The following is a 20,961-nucleotide window of genomic DNA, read 5'->3' on the forward strand; positions in this document are numbered from 1 at the left end:
AACCTGTCCGACCGCCGTCCCTGCTTTCTAGGGACGGCCAACCCCGCCTAGGCCAGCGACCGACTGATCACCAGTCGTTGGATCTGGTTGGTGCCCTCGAAGATCTGGGTGATCTTCGCTTCGCGCATAAGTCGTTCCACCGGGAAGTCACGGGTGTAGCCGTTGCCACCAAACACTTGGACGGCGTCGGTGGTCACCTTCATGGCGGCGTCGGTCGCGATCAGCTTGGAGACGGAGGCATTGCGCGAGTACGACAGTCCGGCGTCACGTCGTCGTGCCGCATCGAGGTAGGTGGCGCGGGCGGAGTCGACGGCCGCGGCCATATCGGCGAGTAGGAAGCCGAGGCCCTGGTGGTCGATGATTTTGCGGCCGAAGGTTTCCCGTTCTTTGGCGTAGGCCACGGCGTTGTCGAGCGCGGCCTGCGCGATCCCGGTGGCGACTGCCGCGATGCCGAGTCGACCCGAGTCGAGGGCGCTGAAGGCAATCTGCAGGCCCTGGCCTTCGGTGCCGATTCGACGGTCCGCTTCCACGAAGGCCCCGTCGTAGCGAGCCGCTGTGGTTGGGACTGCCGCCAAGCCCATCTTTTCTTCGGGCCGACCGAAGCTGAGGCCTTCGGTGCCGTCGGGCACGAGGAAGCAGGAGATCCCCTTGGATCCATCACCCGTGCGGGCAAAGAGGTTGTAGAAGTCAGCGATGCCGCCGTGCGTAATCCACGCTTTCTCACCGGTGATTGCGTATCCGCCGTCTACCGCGTTGGCTCGACAGTTCAAGGCCGCCGCGTCCGAACCGGCTTGCGGCTCGGACAGACTGTAGGCACCGATGGTGCTGCCGCCGAGCATCTCGGGTAGCCAACGTTGCTTCTGCTCCTGGGTTCCGAACGCGAATAGCGGGTGGCACGCCAGGCTGTGGACGCTGACAGCAACCCCGACTGCCGCCCATCGCGACGCGATTTCTTCCAGAACCTGCAGGTAAACCTCGTACGGCTGGCCGCCGCCGCCCCATTCCTCGGGGTACGGAAGGCTGAGCAAACCCGCCTCGCCGAGTTGGGCAAAGACGCCGTCCGGGTACTTCTCTGCCTTCTCGTACTCGTCGACGATCGGAGCCAGGACCTTGTCGGCGATGTCACGGGTCAGGTCGATGAGGTCGTGGGCTTCCTGGGTGGGGAGCAAACGGTTGACGGGCACGGAAACCTCCGGGGAACAGTACTGGAATCCCTCTCACAGTACTGCCAGGCGATCAGTACTACAAGAGCGGCAGCAGTACTATGACGGAGTTATGGCCCCCGAAGTGCGCCCGACAGGTATCCCCGACCCCGCGACCGTCTCCGACTTTGCGACGCAGCGACGGTCGGACCTGTTCGACGACCTACTCGCCCTGTTTCTGACCGAGGGTTTCGCCCACTTCACCCTCGACGCCCTCGTCGCCCGACTGCACTGTTCCAAGTCGACGCTCTACACCTTGGCTCCCAGCAAGGGCGAGCTGGTGCGAGCGGCGACGGTCCGCTTCTTCCGTCAATCCACTGACGCCGTCGAGCACGCCGTGGCCCAGACGCCGTCGCCAGCAGCCAAGATCACCGCGTATCTGTCCGCGGTCGGTGATGCGCTCGCCGAAGCTTCACCCCGGTTCTTGACAGACCTGGCCGCGTTTGCCCCGGCCCGTGAGGTGTACGAGCAAAACACGGCGATCGCCGCGCAGCGAGTCAAAGAACTCATCGACGACGGCGTCGAAGCTGGCGCGTTCCGCGATGTGCACGCCACCTTCGCCGCCGACCTGGCGGCGACCACCATGGTCCGAATTCAGCAGGGACAGGTCCGGGCGGCCACCGGACTCGACGATGCCGCCGCATACCGCGAACTCGCCGCCATCCTGACCACCGGCATCCTCACCGCAGGGATCACCGCCTAGGCGCGGCTTTGGTCCGCGGGAGCGATACCCTTGAGGCGACAGCTCATCGCTATCGGAAGGTCAGTACCCGTGCAGATCACCAGCGTCGGCCACGCCGGATTCCACATTCAGACCGCGGCCGGATCCATCCTCTGCGATCCCTGGGTCAATCCCGCCTATTTCGCCTCGTGGGTCCCGTTCCCGGACAACTCCGAGTTGGATTGGAAAGCGCTGGGCAACTGCGATTACCTGTACGTTTCGCACCTGCACCGCGACCACTACGACGAGCAGCACCTCATCGACTACGTCAACAAAGACGCCACCGTCCTGCTCCCCGACTACCCGGTGCCGGACCTGCGCGGCGACCTGGAACGGATCGGCTTCACCAAGTTCGTCGAAACTGTCGATTCTCAGAAGCACACCGTGTCGGGCCCCAAGGGCGACCTCGACATCATGATCATCGCGATGCGCGCTCCCGCCGACGGCCCCATTGGCGACTCGGGACTCATCGTCGACGACGGCGAGACAGTTTGCTTCAACATGAACGACTGCCGTCCGATCGATTTGGATGTCGTAGCCGAGGAATTCGGTCGGGTCGACGTGCACCTGCTTCAGTACTCGGGCGCCATTTGGTACCCCATGGTCTACGACATTCCCCGTAAGTCGAAGGCCAACTTCGCGATCCAGAAGCGCCAGCGGGGAATGGACCGGGCACGGTCGTTCATCGAGCAGATCGGCGCGACCTGGGTGGTCCCGTCCGCTGGCCCGCCGATGTTCTTGGACGATGAGCTGTACGGTCTCAACGATTTCAACACCGGCAGCGACGCCGACAAAGCGAGCATCTTCCCCGACCAGGCGGAGTTCCTGGAGCAGATGCGCGAGCACGGCACCGACGACGGCGAACGCCACCGCGGATTGATGATGGTGTCGGGGTCGGTCGCCGATTTCGCCGGAGCCGAACTGCGCGAGATTGAGCACCCGTACCCGCCGGAGAACGTATTTGGCGAGAACAAGAAGGCCTACCTGGATTCGATGAAGGAGAAGTTCGCTCCCATCATCGCCGCACAGAAGGCCACGTGGGCCTCCGCGGACGGCCCCTCACTGTTGGAGCCGCTTCGCGAGAAGTTCGAGCCAATCATGAAGCAATCCGACCTGATTTGCGACGGTATCGGCTACCCGGTGGGCCTCGTGATCGGCGACGACACCTACGTCCTCGATTTCCCGGCTCGCACGGTCCGAATGGCGCAGGACGGCGACGGCAAGTACCGCTATGGCTTCCGGATTGCCCCGGAGATCGTGCGGACGGTCTTGCGCGACGACGAACCCGACTGGGTCAACACCATCTTCCTGTCGACCCGATTCACCACGTGGCGCATTGGCGGCTACAACGAGTACCTGTACACGTTCTTCAAGTGCCTTACCGACGAGCGGATCGCCTACGCCGACGGCTGGTTCGCCGAGGCGCACGACGATACTGCGACCATCGAGCTGGACGGCTGGGAGATTCAGCGCCGCTGCCCCCACCTGAAGGCCGACTTGAGTAAGTTCGGCGTCATCGAGGGCGAAAAGCTGACGTGCAACTTGCACGGATGGCAGTGGGATCTGTCGACCGGACGGTGCCTGACGTCGAAGGGCCACGAACTGCGAGCCGAGCGTGCCCAGCAGTAGTTCCGCCTCCACTGATACCGGAACGCACGCCACCGGGGAGCAAACCGCCGGGGAGCAACCCGCTGGCGAACGCTCGTATGCGGGCCGCAGCCTCGCCGACCGCAAGATCGAGCGTCGTGGACGCTTTCGCGAAGCCGGTTTGGAACTGTTTGGCACTCTCGGCTTTTCGCAGGTAACAGTTTCGGCGATCTGCACCGAGGCGGGCCTGTCCCGCCGTCAGTTTTATGAGGAGTACACGGGTCGGGAGTCCCTCCTGGCCGAGATCTACGATTCGATCCAGTTGCAGACGCGCGACGCCGTTATCGCGGCGGTCACGTCATCGGTCACCGATGCGGAGTTCGATATCGCGACGGTAGCTCGGGCTGCGGTGACGGCCTATATCGACACCATCACGACTGATCCCCGAAACATTCGATGCTCGTTCATTGAAGTCGGCGGGGTTTCCGATGAGGTCGAGCACCACCGTCTCGCCGGTCGTGAGACATGGGCCGGATTTATCGCTGACACGATTTCGTCGGTGCCAGGAACGACGGCTCGAAAGATCGACTACGAGGCCACTGCCTACATTGGCGCGCTGACCTCGGTGGTTCATCGTTGGGGAACCTCAGATCCGCGGCCAGATCGCTCAGAAGTCGTCGATTTGCTGACCGGCATGCTGGTTCATCTCGCCCTCGACTGAGCTGAGACTGCACTCATGAGCGTTGACGTGCTAGATTTTTTGTTAGGTCTGAGACGCAGCAGTCTCACACCGCACGCTCGATCCGGGTGGAATCGGGGCTCTTGGGAGGGAGCTACTCGGGTCGCCTTAAGCGCGGCGCAGATTTGAGGATCTACATCCCCCCTCAAACCTGCGCCGCGCTTTCCCCTTTCCGGAGTTCTGCACCGCTCCGCGTTGGTTGCTGGGAGTGCGCTAGGTATCTACACCCAGCCGAGCCATCCGGTTTCCGCGAGGACCGCATAGCCGACGAACGCGACGGCGTCGATGAGTCCATGAGCGATCACGAGCGGCCACAGCCGGTTGGTCGCTTGGTACCAGCGGCCGTACACCAGCCCCATGATCACGTTGCCGATGCCGGCACCAACCCCTTGGTAGAGGTGATAGCTCCCGCGTAGTAACGCCGACGATGCGAGTGCGCCGTTTGCGCCAACGCCGAGCTGCCGGAGCCTGGTCATGAAATACCCGACGACCACCACTTCTTCGGCGAAACCATTGGCGAAGGATTTCACCGTCAGGAGCGGAATGCGCCACCAGAGGTCGTCGGTCGGCGCGACGACGAGGTTCGCGTTCCACCCCATCACCTGCGCCAGGGCCACCAACGCCAAGCCCGGGAGGCCGATCACCGCCGCCAAGATCGCCGCGGGCGGCACGTCGCCCCAACCGGGGCGCCCCAAACCGACGCGCTTAGTTCCAATTCCACTGCGCCACAACAGGTATGCACCCAATGCGCCGATGGCGACCAGCCTCACGACCGACATAATCTGGCGAATCATGTCGAGGATTTGGAGCGAGGACTGTTTAGGGTTGAGGGCCACGGTAGCGTCGGAAAGGCCCGTCGTCAGTTCGTGTTCAATCAACCGCAGCACGGCATCGAGACCTAGGAACCCGAAGGTCAGCACCCCCACGATGACGAGTTCGACCACGATCGCCCGACGCTCGCGCGGGTCGTCGACCCGGTCAACGGGACCGGGCGGTGGATGCAATAGCGCGCGCCAGCCCCGAAGAATCCGCGACTGTCGAATCCCCGACTGTTGAACCCCCCGCTTCCCGGCCACCGCACCACCGTAGTACGCGGTGTTCGCGCCTAGCAGTCGTGCCCGAACGCGGCGTCCAATGCCAAAGCGCCGAACGCCGCCGACAGATCGGCGATGCGCGAGACGGGCCGGGCAAATGCGATCCGCACATCCTCTTGTCCCCCGCCTTGCTCAACGCGGAGGGTGATTCCGAATCGGTCGAGGCGCAGCGGCCGGGCACGACCCTCGCGGAGATGGGCGGGCAGGCGAAAGGTCAAGTGGTCGAGGAGGTCACCGTGGTGCGATTCCAGATGGACCAGCCAGTCTTGTTCGTACTCCCAGAAGGGGTCGGGCTTAGCCGAGGCAATTGCTTCGACGTCGACGCTGCCGGCACCGCCCATGGTGGCGAGGACGGCAGAGTTCACTGCCAATCGCATTAACGACAGGCCACGCCCAATATCTAGCAGTTGCTCATTCGGGTGCTCGCCAGCGATCTCGGCTGCCAGTTCGCGTTCGAGTTGGTCGGGAACCGGGTGCAAGGTTCCCGAGAGCCACACAAGGGCCCGGACTCGCTCGCGCATATCGACCGGTGCCATGTCGACCACTTCCACCATCGCAGTAATCCCGTCCGCGAGTCCGTCGGCGAGACTCAGAGCCGTCGACGAACTCGGGACCAGGAGAAATGCGTCCCCTTCGAACAGATGGACCATGGTGACGGTGTCGCTTACAGTGCCGCCGAAGTCGGACTCGCGCGACCCACCCGCCGATAGTGTCCCGGCCTGGGCGCGGCGGCACGCCGTTTGGATCAGTTCGGCATCGTATGGCGCGACGATCGTGTTCACGGCAACCTCCAACGGTGATAGCAACTCAAATTAGTACACCCTAACTTAGCCGAACCTAACTTAAGCGCCGGAGAGTTTTCCTGTCAACGTTCCTTCGTAAGGAATCGAGGTAAATGACGTGGCCGGAGACTCTCGACTAGGGTGGTGACGTGCCCGTCTACGCTTACTTCGGTCCCGCCGGCACGTTCACCGAGATGGCGCTCGACGCGCTACTTCAGCGCCGCGGCGAGGAGACCACCGCGACCAAACTCGCCGTGAGCAGTCCGCTGGCCGTTATCGACTCTGTCCGCAACGGCGACGCCGACTTCGGTTGCGTGCCCATCGAAAGCTCTCTGGAAGGCGCAGTCCCGGCCACCATGGACGCCTTGCCCCCAAAGGCTGGCCAAAGCCGCGTACAGGCATATGCCGAGGTGGCACTCGACATCGCGTTCACGATTGCCGCCGCAACCCCGCTCGCACCCGAACAAGTACGGACGATCGCCGCGTACCCGGTGGCCGCGGGCCAGGTCCGACGCAGCATCGAAAAGCTGTACCCCAACGCCACGTTTGTCGTTGCCACCTCGAATTCCGGTGCTGCGCAAGATGTTTCCAAGGGACTGGCAGACGCAGCCGTAACCACCGCGGTGGCCGCACGCATGTACGGACTCGTCGCGATCGCCGACGGGATCGCCGACTCCGACGACGCCGTCACCCGGTTCCTGCTCCTCGGCCTCCCCGGTGAACCCTCAGTTCCGACCGGCGCAGACCGCACGTCCGTCATCCTCGATCTGCGAAACCAGCCCGGCAGCCTGGTCTCGGCGATGAATGAATTCGCTATGCGCGGGATCGACCTGACCCGCATCGAGTCGCGGCCACGCGCCGCCGATTCGTCCGGATCTGCTGGCGCCCAGTACCGCTTCTATCTCGACGCACGAGGCCACATCCGCGATGCCGCCGTCGGCGAGGCCCTGCGCGCCTTGTACCGAATGGCCGAGCGCGTGGTGTTTCTGGGATCCTGGGCGGTGGACCCCCACCTCCCGGTCCCCTCGGCTTCGCTTCCGCCCGACCACGCCGAATCATGCGAATGGTTTGATCAACTTCTTCAGGGAGGGAGCTAGCCGATGGCCCGCCTACATCTAGTTCGGCACGGCGAGACGACATCCAACGTTCTCCGCAAGCTCGACACCGCGCTCCCCGGCGCCTCCCTCACCGATTTCGGTGCCCGGCAGGGCGTCCGTTTTGGGCTCGAACATCCACTCACCTCCGATGCAGTCCTGGTTAATTCCGTGGCAAACCGCGCAAGGCAAACCGCAGACCTGATTGGTTCGGCGTGGGAATCATCGACAGACACCGTCGAAGGTGTTCACGAAATCCAGGTGGGCGACCTCGAAGGTCGAAGCGACAGGGAAGCCCACGACCAGTTCCACGAGGTCGTGACACGCTGGCACAACGGCGATCTCGATGCCCGGATCCCTGGCGGCGAGTCCCTCGAGATGCTCCACAACCGCTATCTGCCGGTGATCGACGAGCTGGCCACTAAGTACTTGATCGGGGAAAACCAGCAAGACGTCTACCTCGTATCCCACGGCGCAGCGATCCGGCTGATTGCGGCGCACTTGGCGAAAATCGATCCCGAATTCGCCATGAAGAACTACTTGCCCAACACCGGGTCAGTGGAGTTGGAACTCCGCGACGACGGCCTTTGGGTGGCGCACCTGTGGGGCGATTCGGTTCTCCCCCTCGACGGTGAGAACATCACCGACCCGATGGGTTAGCGAGCGCGCTTATGCCTCGGGCGCGGTGATGTGTTCAACCCCGACGAACCGCGCCAGTTCCGGCGGCAACTTGACTGAGCCGTCGGGCTGCTGGTGGTTCTCCAAGATGGCCACGAGCCAGCGGGTCGTCGCCAGGGTGCCATTCAGGGTGGCTGCGGTCTGCGGCTTACCGTTCTCGTCGCGGTAACGGACCTGCAGACGACGGGCCTGGAAAGTGGTGCAGTTCGAGGTTGACGTCAGTTCGCGGTAGGTGTTCTGGGTGGGAACCCAGGCTTCGCAGTCGAATTTGCGGGCCGCCGAGCTCCCGAGGTCGCCGCCCGCCACGTCGATGACGCGGTAGGGAACGTCAATGGCCGCGAGCATGTCCTTCTCCCAGCCGAGGATGCGCTGGTGTTCCACCTCGGCGTCTTCGGGCTTGCAGTAGATGAAGCCCTCCACCTTGTCGAACTGGTGAACACGGATGATGCCTCGCGTGTCTTTGCCATACGACCCGGCTTCGCGGCGGAAGCAAGTGGACCAGCCAGCGTACCGTTTGGGGCCTTTGTCAAGGTCGAGAATCTCGTCCTTGTGGTAGCCGGCGAGGGGCACCTCCGAAGTACCGACGAGATACATGTCGTCGTCATCGAGGTGGTAAATCTCATCGCTGTGTGCGCCGAGGAAGCCGGTGCCCGCCATAATCTCGGGTTTAACCAGGACGGGCGGAATCATCAGGGTGAATCCATTGGCGGTGGCCTTGGCCGCCGCCATGTTGAGCAGGCCGAGCTGCAGCATCGCGCCGAGACCGGTCAAGAAGTAGAAGCGCGACCCCGACACCTTGACGCCACGCGCCATGTCGATGATGCCCAGGCTCTCACCGAGTTCCAGGTGGTCCTTGGGGTTCTCGATCTGGCGCGGTTCCCCGACGTGCTCAAGGACGATGTAGTCGTCTTCGCCGCCCGCGGGTGCGCCGGTGACAATGTTCGAGATGGCCCGGTGGGCGATCCCGGCTGTTTCGTCGGCGGCGTTTTGCGCGGCGACGGCCGCTTTGACTTTCTCGGCCAGTTCTTTGCCGCGCGCAAGTAGTTCGGCCTTCTCGTCGCCGGAAGCCTTGCCGACGAGTTTGCCGAGCGTCTTCTGCTCAGCGCGCAAAGTATCCGCTTCGACGATGGACGCACGGCGCGTCGCATCCGCCTCAAGCAGTTGGTCGACGAGAGTGGGATCCTCGCCGCGGACACGCTGGGAAGTGCGAACAAGGTCGGGGTGCTCGCGCACAATCTTCATGTCGATCACATCTTGAAGCGTACTAGGAACACACTTTTGCGGGCGACCAGGCATGATGGATTGCGATGACTTCGAAGAACGATCACCCGCACCGCGGCGGCCGCCGCGATGAGGAGGCGTCGACCGCTGGCGACGCCACCGAGCCAGTTTCAGGGTGGAATGCCGACGATGATGTTGAGGACGACGTTGAAGAGTGGGGCGTCGAACCGGAAGAGGCGTACTGGGATGACGCCGATTCTGACGAGGACGCCCCGGTAGCTGCCGCCCCCGTCGAGGAAGACGCAGAGGCCACGGCGCGGGTCTCGTCTCGGCCAGTTCGGTTGATGCTGAGCGCCATCCTCATCGGAGCAGTCGTTGCGGCCGGCGTAATGTTCGCGAACGGTAGCTTCCGCGACGTCGGCGACGTCGCGAACTCCGTGATCGGCGAAAACTTGGTCGAAACGGACTTCACCCGTTCGGCGGCAGGCGATTGCTTGACCTGGACTGTGAACCCCCAGGGCTCACCGACCAGCGTCAACTGCGCCGAACCACACCGCTTCGAGGTGGCGGGCGTACTTGATACCGCACGGTTCCCGACAGCGGAGTTTTCCGCGACCGCGCCGCGGCCGAGCACGGAACGATTCGCCGAGATCCGTGACGAGAACTGCCCGGTCATTGTCGACCGCTACCTGGGTGGCCTCCTCGATCCGGCAGGCCGGTTTGCTGTCGGTTTGATGTATCCGTTGCAGGCCGAATGGGACAGCGGTATCCGCGGCCTCCGGTGCGGCATTGAGGAGCGCGGCGCGGCCGGTTCGATGGAGGAGTTCAAGGGCCCTGTCGCCGATGTCGATCAGTCCTTCAACTGGCCCGATGGCACTTGCATCGGCATTAATCGCGCCGATCGGTCGGCCACCAGCGATGTCGTCAACTGTGCCGAACCGCACGCCTTCCAAGTGACGGGCACTGTCGACCTGTCCCAGCGCTTCGGTGGCAGCCGCTCCGGCAAGCCGTGGCCTAGCGCAAACGACCAGAACGAGTATCTGCGCGGAATCTGTCCGACGCAGACCAACAAGTTCTTTGGGGGTGCCCAGCAGTTCAAGGCGACCACCCTCAACGTCCAGTGGTCGGTGATTTCCGAGGTCAGTTGGATGACCGGTAGCCGTCGCGTGGCCTGCTACGCGGCGCTGCCGGACCGCGGCGGTTTCGCGACCTTGGTCGGCGACGCGCGTGGTGAGGCTCTGCTGATTAATGGTCGGGTGCCGATGCCGCCCAAGAACGACAATCCCGGTCGCGCCGTCGGCGAACCTGTTCCACTGCCGCCCGGCTACACCCCGAACGACGCGGAACTTCCCGCTCCGGCAGGCGGATAGTCGTGCCGATGCAACTGTCCGACAGGGATTTTGAGAATCTTGTCGGCGAGGCTCTCGACCTGTTGCCGCCCGAATTAATGGACGCGATGAGCAACGTGGTGATTCTGGTGCGCCCGCACAACGACGAAGATCCCAACATCCTCGGCCTGTACACGGGTGTGGCACTCACCGAGCGGACCACCGAGTACAGCGGCTTTCTGCCCGACACGATCGAGATTTACCGCGATCCGCTCATGCAGATGACGCACACGTACGAACACCTGCGCCGCGAAGTTGCCATCACGGTGCTGCACGAGGTCGGGCACCACTTCGGCATCAGCGACGACTGGCTTCACGAAAACGGCTGGGGATAGCTTCCCGGGGTTCTTGACGTGGAGCGGACTCCGAGATTTAGCGGTACCGCTTGAGCGACCGGGCGGGATCCGCGTGTCCGACGCCGCCACCGACCTGGCTCTCGATGCCGAGGCGATCGGGTACCGCTGCTCTCAGCCACCAGTAGGCTGACCATCACTTACGAGCGGGGGCGGACCTGTGACGATTGGACTATCGGCGGCGATCGCCGCGGCCCTCGCTTTTGGTACCGCATCGGTACTTCAGGCACGGGCAGCGGACACCGCGTCGACGGCACTCTCCGCGATGATCCAACCGCTGTTTCTCGCGGGGATGGCCCTTGACGGCCTCGGCTTTGTGACCAGCGCCGTTGCCGCCCGCACCCTGCCGCTGTTTCTGGCTCAACCGATCGTCAGCGCCAATCTGATCGTCACGGCCGTGCTCGCGGCAGTCGTGCTGAAAGTAGCTTTGAACAGGCGCGACATCATGGGTATTGCGGTGGTCATGGCGGCACTCGTGGTCTTGAGTCTCACCGCGGGACACGAGGGCCACGACGACCCCGGTGCCCCCTTGCACTGGGGTTTGCTGATTGTCGGCGCGGCACTGTTGACGATCGGCCTGGGCGTAACCACGGGCGCCAACCGGTGGAAGGCATTGATTGCCGGAATGGCCTCGGGGGTCCTGTTCGGGCTGATGGCGGTGAGCGTGCGCGTGGTTGACGGGATCTCGCCGTTCTCTCTGACGGCACTCGCCTCCGATCCAGCGGCCTGGGCAGTCCTGGTTTGCGGGCCCGGCGGCTTCTACCTGTTCACTGTCGCCTTGCAGGCAGGTAGCGTCGCGGCCGCAGCGGCGGCCCTCGCGGTTGGCGAAACAGTGGTCCCGGGAGTGATCGGAGCCGTCGTCCTCGGTGATTCGACGCAATCGGGATGGGCTCCGGTTACCGCCATTGCGTTCGTCGCCGCGATTGTCGGTGCTGTGACGGTCGCCATGTCGGACGGCGTCAAGGCCGCAGGTTAGTGTCATTCGGTCGGCCAATTGGCGCATCTCCCTCAGGCTTCTTGTAGATTTCGCCGGTAGCGTTATCGGAATGAACCGTCAGCGACCCGAGCCGCCGCACCAGCGGCGACCGCGCGATCAGCGCGCTCCTGAGTCGCCCACCCGGCGCGTCACTCCGCCGCAGGAGTCGCCGTATCAGCCACCGTTGGCCTGGTCGGCTGAGCCCGATCCGCGCTACCGTCCCACCCAGAGTCCTCCTCCCGCCCCAAATCCCCGTCCCGCCCCGAATCAAAGTCCCCGTCCCAGCCAGCAGCCGCGTGCCGCCGGTACCCGCCCGCCAGCACCCGGCTACGCCCCGCGCCAGGATCCCCAGCCGATCCCGGCGAGGCAACAATCGGCCACACCTGGCAATCGGCCCCCACCCGGGAATCGAACCCCGTCTGGCGATCGAACCCCGTCTCGCGATCGAACCTCGCCTGGCGGGCCGCCCCGGAAACCCGCCGTCGCCTCGCCGACCCGACATCGAAAGCAGCGGAAGCGCCGCAAGTTCCGAGTCGGCCGAATCCTGCTGGTCCTGCTGCTTCTGATCGTCGTCATCCCGGTCGGCTTACTCTTCTTCTACGACGGCAAGCTCCACCGGGTCGACGCGCTGTCGTCGTACGCCGGTCGAATCGGCGACACGCCTGGATCAAACTGGCTGATCGTCGGCACGGATTCGCGCGCTGGCCTCTCGACGCAACAGAAGGAGAACCTGGCGACGGGCGACGCCGACGGTGCCCGCACTGACACGATCATGATGGCGCACCTGCCGCTGTCCGGGAAGCCGATGCTGATCAGCATTCCCCGCGACCTCTACGTACCGATTCCCGGCATGGGGAGCCACAAGATCAACGCCGCCTTCAATAACGGTGGGCCCCAATTGCTCGTCCGGACCGTCGAGGAGTTCACCGGCGTCCACATTGATCACTACGTCGAGATTGGCTTCGGCGGTTTCGACCAGCTCGTCGACTCTGTCGGCGGCGTCGAAATGTGCTTGGATCAACCCCTCCGCGACCCGAAAGCCGGGCTCCGACTGCCCGCCGGATGCCAAACGCTGAATGGTCAGCAAGCTCTCGGCCTGGTCCGCACCCGTGCCTTCCCCAATGCCGACTTGGAACGCGTGGTGAATCAGCGCAAGTTCCTCGCCGCCCTGATGGCGAAGGCAACCAGCCCCTCGGTCCTGCTGAATCCGTTCAAGCTGATTCCGTTCGTGAACGCAGGTGCCGACGCGGTCACCGTCGACAATGGCGATCATCTGTGGGATCTCGCCTGGCTGGCGTTCAAAATCAGCGGCAACACGGTCACGACGACCGCACCGAGCGGCGGCGACCAGTACACCGATGACGGCGACTCGTTGATCCCGGACGACAAGACTTCCGCCTTCTTTGGTGCCATCGCCCGCGGCCAGACGGTCCCCGACGATCTCCTCAGCACCGGTACCGGCGCAGTATCCTGACGACTGACGAGTGGCAGTAGCGATACGCCTGGATGTCAGTGATCGTCGTCGTGGACGTTGACACCGCGGAGACCGCGCCACGTGATCGACAGTAGGAGGTCGGTGGCGCGTTCAAGATCGATGCCGCCGTCGGAGACGCGATCGGCCACAGCTTCGCCCGCACCAACCAGCGCCACAGCGGTCAGTTCGAAGTCGACGTCGCTGGCTCCCTCGGTGGTGGTGCCGCGGCGAATCAAGTCGGTGATCATCGCGGTTACACCGTTGCGGCTCTCGGTGACGATGTGTGCGAATGAGGCACTACCGACCGCCACCCGGTACAGGACGCGCCACGAGTCTGAGTTCTCGTAGACGTAGCGGAGGAACTCACGGACCAGCGTTCGTGCTTGGTCGCGCTGACGCATCGACAGGTCGAATCCGGAAGACACGGCCTCCATGAAACGGCCCGACTCACGCGCCACGCAGGCACTGAACAACTCGTCCTTCGACCCGTAGTACAGGTACAACATCGGCTTCGAGATCTTCGCCTCGGCGGCAATCGCATCCATCGAGGTGTCAGCGAAGCCGTTCGCCGAAAATGCAGTCACTGCGGCGTCCAGCATTTGCTGTTCGCGAACTGCACGCGGCAGTCGCTTTGTTCCGCTCGCCATGAGACCAACTTACCATCGAGTAAGAAGCTCAGGCGCAGTCGACGACGCCCTTCGCCTTCAAAATCCGCACCACCGAACGATCTACCCGCTTCTCGGACAGTCGACCCGTCGAAACTGCCTTCTCCAGCGAATCGAGAACCGACGTCACGCGGTCGGTCGTCAACCACAAACCGATGTCACTGCCCGCGATGATGGCTTTCAGCACGGCCTGCTCGATCGTGTACTTGTCGGTGATCGCCTGCATTCCCGACAGGTCGTCGGTGAACACGACACCGTTGAACGCGGGAGCGTTGTACTTCTTGCCGCTGCGCAGCATGCCGATCGCTGCCGGGCTAATGCTGGCTGGCGTCGACGGACCGGTGAGGCCCGGAACAATCAAATGCCCAACCATCACCCCCGCCGTGCCGGGATCTTTCAGCAGGTTCCGGAACGGAACCAGGTCGGTGTTCTGCATCTGCGCCAGCGGCGGCGTCGTCACGGCGCCGGTGTGCGAATCGCCCGAGCCGTGACCGTGTCCGGGGAAATGCTTGTAGACCGGCATGATCCCCGCGTCGGCCAAGCCTTGAGCGAAGGCACCCGCATAGGCGGTCACCGTGTCGGGATCACTTGAGAAGGAACGGTCGCCGATCACGGTGTCGTCGGGTTGGTCACTCACGTCGGCCGACGGCGCAAAGTCGACGGTGATGCCCAGGTCCGCCATCTTTTTTCCGGCTTCCTTAGCGAGTGCCCGAACTTGCTCGGGCGTGTTGTCCTTCGCCATTTGGCGGGCCGACGGCAGGTCGATTCCAAGAGACTTGAGGCGGCTCACCCGACCGCCCTCTTGGTCGACGGTCACCATCAGCGGAATCTTTTGGCTCTGCGACAGCTTCTTTGCCGAACCGTCCTTGAGGAAAGCCAGGTCCGTCCAACTGCCGACGAACACGCCACCGATGTGTTCGCGTTTCACCACCTGCTGCGCGTCGGCCGTATTTTGCACGCCGACCACCAGCAGTTGCGCCAACTTCTGGCGGAGAGTCAGCTCCTTCAACTGCTTGGCCCCGCACGCGGGGGGCACGGGCGCAACGCTGCTCGACGACGCTGCCGAGTTTGGCGCAGGAGTGCTGGCAGAGGCGGAAAGACTCGAGGAGGCGGCGTTATCAACCGGCGCATCCGAGCACGCCGCGGTCGCAAACAGTCCGACGGTGGCGACCAGCACCGCAACCGTGCGGCCAAGGCGCGGGAGGTTCGTTCCACGACGGCGGGAAGGGCGGCGATAGAACTCTGGTGAACGCAGACGCATTCCCCCAGTGTTTCATGCCCCTCGTCCCGCCGTATTCGTCAAAAGCGCATCGAGTGGCCGGAGACGGCGAGGATGGTAGTTTGGGGTCCATGCGTCAACGCCTGATATATGGAGCCGTCGCCGCGATTGCTGGCGTGGTCGTCGGGGTCGGCGCGGTGTTCCTCGGTGGGCAACTTGCCTCCGAGACCAAGCCGTCAACGGACGTCAACAGCTTTAACGCTGAGAATGGCTTCGTTCAAGGATCGGTCGACTACGGCTCCCGCGGCGGCACCGACTCCAACAACTGACGCCCGCTGTGACTAAACGCGGCGTGGCTGTGGTTGCCGCCGTCGCCCTGCTGATTTCCTTTCTGCAGCGTCCGGGCCAGATTTCGCCCGACACCAAACTCGACCTGACCACCGACCCCCGCGGCTTTCTAGCGCGGGCGGCGCACCTGTGGTCTCCGGATGCGCCCATGGGCCAGGTGCAGAATCAGGCGTACGGCTACTTCTTTCCACACGGGGCATTCTTTGCCGTCGGAGATCTGCTGCACCTCCCGCCGTGGATTGTCCAGCGTTTCTGGTGGGCACTACTGCTGACCATCGGTTTTGTCGGCATCGTCCGCCTGGCCGAAACCCTCCGCATTGGGTCGTTCACGTCTCGCCTCATCGCCGGATGGGTGTTTGTGTTGGCCCCGCGCGTGATGACGACGCTGGGCACCATCTCGTCGGAGACGCTGCCGATGATGCTGGCCCCCTGGGTCCTGATCCCGGTGATCCGCGCCCTCGACACGACGCCCGATGCCGATCGCGGACCGCTGTGGCGCGACGCCGCCCGCTCTGCCTGCGCTGTCGCACTCATGGGTGCGGTAAATGCCGTCGCCACCGGGGCCGCCGTGCTGGTGGCGGTGATTTGGTGGTTGCTCGCGACCCTCGGACGCGACCGTGACCGCCTCCGTCGAGGACTCACCTTCGGTTGTTGGTGGGCTCTCGCCCTCGCTGCGGCCTGCCTGTGGTGGATTGCCGCGCTCCTCATCCTGTCGCGGGTGTCGCCACCGTTCCTGGACTACATCGAGTCCGCGAGTGTCACCACCGAGTGGACCTCGCTGACCGAAGTGCTGCGCGGAACTGACTCGTGGACACCGTTCGTCTCGCCGGAGCGCGCCGTGGGCGCGGTCCTGGTGTCCGAACCGGCCGCGGTGATCGCGACCGCCATCGTCGCCGCGGCCGGACTCGCCGGCCTGACCATGCGGGCCATGCCTTTTCGGCGACGACTGCTGGCCATCCTGACCGTTGGCTTGCTGGCATTGTGCCTGGGCTATCCCGGTGCGCTGGGGTCCCCGATCCGCGAGACCGTCATTGCATTTCTCGACGGCCCCGGCGCGGCCCTGCGCAATATTCACAAGTTCGATCCCCTCCTACGACTGCCGCTGGCTCTGGGTGTCGCGCATCTTCTCGGGAAAGTTCGCGTGCGGGCCCCGAGTTCGCTTCCCGGCCGCGAACGCGGGTTAGCAGCGGCGATGGTCGTAGTGATCGCGGCGTTTGGCGCCGGTTCCCTGCTGTGGACGGGAGGCCTGGCACCGGCAAAGAGTTTCGCTGGCATCCCCGGCTACTGGCAGCAGACCGCCGACTGGCTGAAGGCTCAGGAGCAAGACTCGCCGACGCCGCGCCGAGCGCTGGTGGTGCCGGGTGCCCCCTTCGCCGATCAACTGTGGGGCCTCACACGCGACGAACCGCTACAGCCTCTGGCTCAGACACCCTGGGCCGTGCGCGATGCGATTCCACTGGTCCCCCCGGGCGCGATTCGGGCCATGGATGCCGTGCAGCGGGCCGTGAACTCCGGTCGCGGGTCGCCGGGATTGGCCGCGACCCTCGCCGGGCAAGGCATCGGGTACCTCGTGCTGCGTGCCGACTTGGATCCGAATACGTCCCGCTCGGCACGACCGTTGACCGTCGCGCAGGCAATCGAAAACTCACCGGGACTGTCGCAGGCCGTCACGTTTGGCCCGCTCGTGGCACCGGCAACGATTGATGGGATCGTCGTCGACGACGGCCTGCGGCCCCGCATGCCAGCGGTCACCGTCTATCGCGTCAACGCCACCAGCGACCAAGGATCTGCGGTCGGCGGTCCCGGCTTGGTCGACGCGACGACCATGCCGCGCATCAGTGGCGGTCCCGAAAGCGTACTGGCGGTGCAGGATTCGCGAAGTCGGGCGGGTCTGCCCGCATTGGGTCCGGCTCTTCTCACCGGCGACGCCAAACGCGCCGGTCTCAGCACCAACAACATCGTCGTGACTGATACCCCCGTCGACCGCGAGACCGACTTTGGTCGGGTCGACGACCATTCGTCGGCGATCCGGTCGCCCGCCGATCCGCGGCTGACGAAAAATGCCGCACCCGACTATGCGGTCGGCAACCAGCAACTGGTGCAGGGCCAGTGGCTCCTGGATGGCCACAGCGACCAAGTACGAGTGGGCAGTTCCGGATCGGCGGCCGACGCGACACAGCCGGGCCGGACGTCGCCGGCGAATTCCACCGCCGCCGCCTTCGACGGCGACCCCGCTACCGCGTGGATTTCCCGCGGTTTGGAGTCTGCGGTGGGGCAGTGGATGTCGATCGACCTCACGCAACCCCGCAGCAACCTCGCAGTCACCGTCACCACAGCAAAAGCTCTTGGTCCCGACGTCACCAGCTTGCTCCTGACGACCAACAACGGCAGCACCGTGGCACAAGGAATTACACCGGGCGAACCGGTGCGCATCCTGGCACCGCCCGGCCAGACATCGCACCTCGAGATCCGCGCCATCGACACCGAGAACGGTTCGGCGGGCAACCAATTCGCCATCTCTTCGCTGGCTCTCGCGGACGCGAATACTGATGTGCCACTAACCATTCGGCATCGCACGGTATTGCCGACCCGCGATGCCTCCGACCGCGTGAGCGAATGGGTGTTGGGGCCCGAGTTCGGCGCGCGCAGCGACTGTGTGACCGCCGCGGACCGGTCACCGTCGGGCGGCCGAGTCCGCTGCTCCCCCGCGCTCGGCTTGAGTTCGGAAACCCCCGGCATCTTCGGCCGAGTCCTGTCGGTTCCGACAGGTACCGAAGCGACACCGGAAGTGACCCTGAGGCCCCGCCCGGGCGGCGAACTGTCGGATTTGCTGCGCCAACCGGGCACTATCACCGCCGAGGGCCCCTCGGCCGTGGCCGATCCGCTCGGCAATGCTTCGGCCGCCGTCGACGGTGACCAGAACACCTCGTGGACAGCACCGGAAAGCACCGGCAAAAAGTCCCCTAAACCTCAACTGACCTTGCACCTCCCGGCGGTCCGCGAGGTCTCCGGGGTGCGCCTGCACACCGCACCCGACTACCCGGCAAAGCCGACCACGGTGACCGTCGAACTGCGCGACGGCGATCGGACGGTCAGCAAGCAGCAGGCAAAGGTCAGTGCCGACGGCACCGTTAGGGTCGCTACCGCCCGCGCCGACTCCATCGTCATCACGGTCAACAATCGCAGCGATCTGATCAACGTCAACGACCTGGGTTTCGCGACCGACGCACCCGCCGGAATCAGCGAGGTACAGGTACTGCCGCTAGGGCCGGAACCGGTATTCGACGACAATCGGCCGATCGAGATCCGGTGCGATGCGGACCCTTTCGGCCCGTACGGGCTGGGAGCCACCGTCTCCGGGCAGGTCGTTCGCCTGCAGGTCAGCACCACCGCCGGTGCCCTCCGCCGTGGCGAACCAGTGTCGGCAACCCCGTGTCCCGGGCCAGCCCTGGTGTTGGCCGCTGGCGAGCAGGAGTTGTCGGTGAATCCGGGAAAGGCGTTTTCGGTCGACGCCGTCACCCTGCGTACCCCCGACAGCTTGCGCACTCCCGACAGCTTGCACACTCCCAACGAGCCGACCCCGACCTCGGTGACTCGGCCGCAAGTGGAACGGTGGGACGCCACCGATCGAGCCGTCCGCATCGACCCCGCAACAACTGAGCGGGTGCTGTTTGTCCCCGAAAGCACCAACCCGGGCTGGCATGCACGCGTTGGGGACCGGGAGTTGACGCCGATCGTGGTCGACGGATGGCAGCAGGGGTGGCTGGTACCCGCGGGCGTCGCGGGCACCGTGGCCCTGACCTTCGATTTCGATTCCCCGTATCGGTGGGCGATGGGGGTGGGTCTGGCACTGATGGCCCTGCTGTTCGTCGTCGCGTTCTGGCCTCGCCGCGGCGTCGCCGGGCCGGCTGAACTGGTGGCCGCGCGGCCCGGCTCGCCCTATCTGCCAGCGCTCGCCTTCCTCGCGGCCGCATCGCTCCTGACCGGGTGGCCCGGTCTACTGATCGCGGGCATCGCCGGTGTCGTGGCCTGGCGAATCCCCCCTCACGCACGACCGCCGCTGGTGTTTGCGTCGCTGCTCACCGCGGCGGTCGTGCTGGCGACCGGTCCGTGGCATTCCGGTGCACCGTATGCCGGTTACAGCGGGTGGGCTCAGGCGTTCGCGCTCGTCGCGGTGGCGGTGGCGGTCTGGTCGGGGATCTTGCCCTCCGACCGCTTGAGTGCCGCGCGCAGTGGCTCTTCAACGAAGGCATAGCTCGCGGCCGACACTGCAACCGTCAAGACCACCGTCAGCAGCCAGACCTGCCAAAAGTGTCCGCTGAACATCGGGATCCCGAACAGTCCGAACACGACCGACAGGACGGCGAGATGCCAAATGAAAATCCCGTACGACCACCGCCCCAACGCGTTCATCGGCCGGGAGTCGAGAAAACGGAAACGCGCGCGCTCATCGGTGACCGGTGCCAACACCAGCGGTGCCAGCACCGCAGCGGATGCGATTGCCCCGAGCAGCATCTTCACGAGGTAGGTCATATGCGTCATGTCACCGAGTCCGACAGGCCCGGCAATCGGGGTGCATGCGAGGGCGTAGGCGGCTACGAACACCGCGAACATCAATGGTCGGTTTGCCGCGATTCGGACCGCCTGCGATCCGGTGCTGATCGCACCGGCCGACAACGCAGCCATTACCTCCGCCAACACGAGCCCCACCGCGAACCACGACAGGTAGCCGGGCACCCAGTTGCGCGCCTCGACGCCCGCAGGCAACACCATCAGGCGAGTGACCCACGTCCATCCGAGGCTCACGACGGCAACGGCGATGATGATCGGGATCCGACGATGCGCTCGCGCCCCGCAGACTTTCCGGAGTGCAAGCCCAATAAGCGGCAGCAACAGATAGAACGCCACCTCCACCGACAGGCTCCACATTTGGGTGAGCCCGGGGGCCAGGGTGAGCGGGACAAAAACTTGGGTCAACGTCAGGTTTGCCAGCCACACGGTCGCCGACGCTCCCCGCGCTTGCGGCAGCAACAGCAGGACCACCACCACGACCAGCGCATAGGCCGGCCAAATGCGGACGAAACGGTGCCGCAGGTAGCGGCGCACATTCGGCGGCTGGGCATCGGCGCGAGTACGGTCACCGCGAGCCGCGGACGCGTATGGCCGCCAGAGAAGGAAACCGCTCAACGCGAAGAATAGTGCGACGGCCAAGTCGAGGCGGCCGAGTACTTCGCCGACTACCGGCCAGGTGGTGGCTGCGGTCTGGAACGCGACATGGGTGGTCAGAACCCCGAGCGAGGCGACCGCGCGCAGCCCTTCGAGCTGCGGATAGAACCGTCTAGCCGGAGGCGGCGGCACGGGAGAGCGCTGCGAGTCAGTCATGTCCTGCCCCAGGGTAATGGGCTACTAGTGTTGCTTCC

Annotated in this window: 18 protein-coding genes; 11 read left to right on the plus strand and 7 right to left on the minus strand. The window is 64.7% G+C overall.

Features of this window, described 5'->3' with window-relative positions; all coding sequences use genetic code 11:
* Positions 1-47: 47 nt before the first annotated feature.
* Positions 48-1,184, minus strand: coding sequence for an acyl-CoA dehydrogenase family protein (locus tag WBA38_RS02260; RefSeq protein ID WP_424321949.1), 1,137 nt, complete (start codon positions 1,182-1,184; stop codon positions 48-50).
* 91 nt (positions 1,185-1,275) lie between these two features.
* Between WBA38_RS02260 and WBA38_RS02265 the strand changes: the two genes are divergently transcribed.
* From WBA38_RS02265 to WBA38_RS02275, 3 genes are all read left to right on the plus strand, one after another.
* Positions 1,276-1,905 carry a TetR/AcrR family transcriptional regulator gene (locus WBA38_RS02265; RefSeq protein ID WP_424297018.1) on the plus strand — a complete coding sequence of 210 codons (630 nt, stop codon included), beginning with the start codon at positions 1,276-1,278 and terminating at the stop codon, positions 1,903-1,905.
* Positions 1,906-1,974: 69 nt separating this feature from the next.
* Positions 1,975-3,552, plus strand: a complete 1,578-nt coding sequence (locus tag WBA38_RS02270) for a Rieske 2Fe-2S domain-containing protein (RefSeq protein WP_424297016.1) — start codon at positions 1,975-1,977, stop codon at positions 3,550-3,552.
* Complete coding sequence (locus WBA38_RS02275; protein WP_424297014.1) at positions 3,539-4,231, plus strand: TetR/AcrR family transcriptional regulator; 693 nt, start codon at positions 3,539-3,541, stop codon at positions 4,229-4,231. The genes WBA38_RS02270 and WBA38_RS02275 overlap by 14 nt, the downstream gene beginning before the upstream one ends.
* 239 nt (positions 4,232-4,470) lie before the next feature.
* Here the strand turns inward: WBA38_RS02275 and WBA38_RS02280 are convergent, their stop codons facing one another.
* Positions 4,471-5,277: a CPBP family intramembrane glutamic endopeptidase gene (locus WBA38_RS02280; protein ID WP_424321958.1), complete on the minus strand. Its 807-nt coding sequence runs from the start codon at positions 5,275-5,277 to the stop codon at positions 4,471-4,473.
* Positions 5,278-5,354: 77 nt separating this feature from the next.
* Complete coding sequence (locus WBA38_RS02285) at positions 5,355-6,125, minus strand: DUF2470 domain-containing protein (protein ID WP_424297010.1); 771 nt, start codon at positions 6,123-6,125, stop codon at positions 5,355-5,357.
* Positions 6,126-6,274: 149 nt separating this feature from the next.
* On the opposite strand from WBA38_RS02285, the gene pheA reads away from it, so the two are divergent.
* Positions 6,275-7,222 carry a prephenate dehydratase gene (gene pheA, locus WBA38_RS02290; protein WP_424297009.1) on the plus strand — a complete coding sequence of 316 codons (948 nt, stop codon included), beginning with the start codon at positions 6,275-6,277 and terminating at the stop codon, positions 7,220-7,222.
* 3 nt (positions 7,223-7,225) lie between these two features.
* The gene (locus WBA38_RS02295) at positions 7,226-7,879 is read left to right on the plus strand and encodes a histidine phosphatase family protein (RefSeq protein ID WP_424297007.1); all 654 of its coding nucleotides are present in this window, start codon (positions 7,226-7,228) and stop codon (positions 7,877-7,879) included.
* Between the two features lie 9 nt (positions 7,880-7,888).
* On the opposite strand, the gene serS is transcribed toward WBA38_RS02295, so the two are convergent.
* Entirely contained in the window at positions 7,889-9,148 is a 1,260-nt protein-coding gene (serS, locus tag WBA38_RS02300; protein ID WP_424297006.1) for a serine--tRNA ligase, read from the minus strand.
* A 56-nt stretch (positions 9,149-9,204) separates the two neighbouring features.
* Between serS and WBA38_RS02305 the strand changes: the two genes are divergently transcribed.
* The 4 genes from WBA38_RS02305 (at position 9,205) to WBA38_RS02320 (ending at position 13,309) form a co-directional block, all read left to right on the plus strand.
* Positions 9,205-10,488, plus strand: coding sequence for a septum formation family protein (locus WBA38_RS02305; RefSeq protein WP_424321950.1), 1,284 nt, complete (start codon positions 9,205-9,207; stop codon positions 10,486-10,488).
* 8 nt (positions 10,489-10,496) lie between these two features.
* Positions 10,497-10,841 (plus strand): metallopeptidase family protein, encoded by a 345-nt coding sequence (locus WBA38_RS02310; protein WP_424293391.1) that lies wholly within the window; start codon positions 10,497-10,499, stop codon positions 10,839-10,841.
* A 178-nt stretch (positions 10,842-11,019) separates the two neighbouring features.
* Positions 11,020-11,835 carry a hypothetical protein gene (locus WBA38_RS02315; protein ID WP_424293390.1) on the plus strand — a complete coding sequence of 272 codons (816 nt, stop codon included), beginning with the start codon at positions 11,020-11,022 and terminating at the stop codon, positions 11,833-11,835.
* 70 nt (positions 11,836-11,905) lie between these two features.
* Positions 11,906-13,309 carry an LCP family protein gene (locus tag WBA38_RS02320; protein ID WP_424321951.1) on the plus strand — a complete coding sequence of 468 codons (1,404 nt, stop codon included), beginning with the start codon at positions 11,906-11,908 and terminating at the stop codon, positions 13,307-13,309.
* A gap of 35 nt (positions 13,310-13,344) precedes the next feature.
* Here the strand turns inward: WBA38_RS02320 and WBA38_RS02325 are convergent, their stop codons facing one another.
* Positions 13,345-13,956: a TetR/AcrR family transcriptional regulator gene (locus WBA38_RS02325; RefSeq protein ID WP_424296771.1), complete on the minus strand. Its 612-nt coding sequence runs from the start codon at positions 13,954-13,956 to the stop codon at positions 13,345-13,347.
* 28 nt (positions 13,957-13,984) lie between these two features.
* The gene (locus WBA38_RS02330) at positions 13,985-15,235 is read right to left on the minus strand and encodes a glycoside hydrolase family 3 N-terminal domain-containing protein (RefSeq protein ID WP_424321952.1); all 1,251 of its coding nucleotides are present in this window, start codon (positions 15,233-15,235) and stop codon (positions 13,985-13,987) included.
* A gap of 89 nt (positions 15,236-15,324) precedes the next feature.
* On the opposite strand from WBA38_RS02330, the gene WBA38_RS02335 reads away from it, so the two are divergent.
* Positions 15,325-15,522, plus strand: coding sequence for a DUF2613 family protein (locus WBA38_RS02335; RefSeq protein ID WP_424296775.1), 198 nt, complete (start codon positions 15,325-15,327; stop codon positions 15,520-15,522).
* A gap of 23 nt (positions 15,523-15,545) precedes the next feature.
* Positions 15,546-19,796: an alpha-(1->3)-arabinofuranosyltransferase domain-containing protein gene (locus tag WBA38_RS02340; protein ID WP_424321953.1), complete on the plus strand. Its 4,251-nt coding sequence runs from the start codon at positions 15,546-15,548 to the stop codon at positions 19,794-19,796.
* Here WBA38_RS02340 and WBA38_RS02345 read toward each other — a convergent pair.
* A complete protein-coding gene (locus WBA38_RS02345; protein ID WP_424321954.1) occupies positions 19,694-20,923 on the minus strand; it encodes an acyltransferase family protein in 1,230 nt (409 codons plus the stop codon). The two genes, WBA38_RS02340 and WBA38_RS02345, sit on opposite strands and share 103 nt — an antisense overlap.
* Positions 20,924-20,961: the final 38 nt, after the last annotated feature.

This window comes from Gordonia sp. (in: high G+C Gram-positive bacteria) (assembly GCF_049647785.1).
Taxonomy (GTDB): Bacteria; Actinomycetota; Actinomycetes; order Mycobacteriales; family Mycobacteriaceae; genus Gordonia.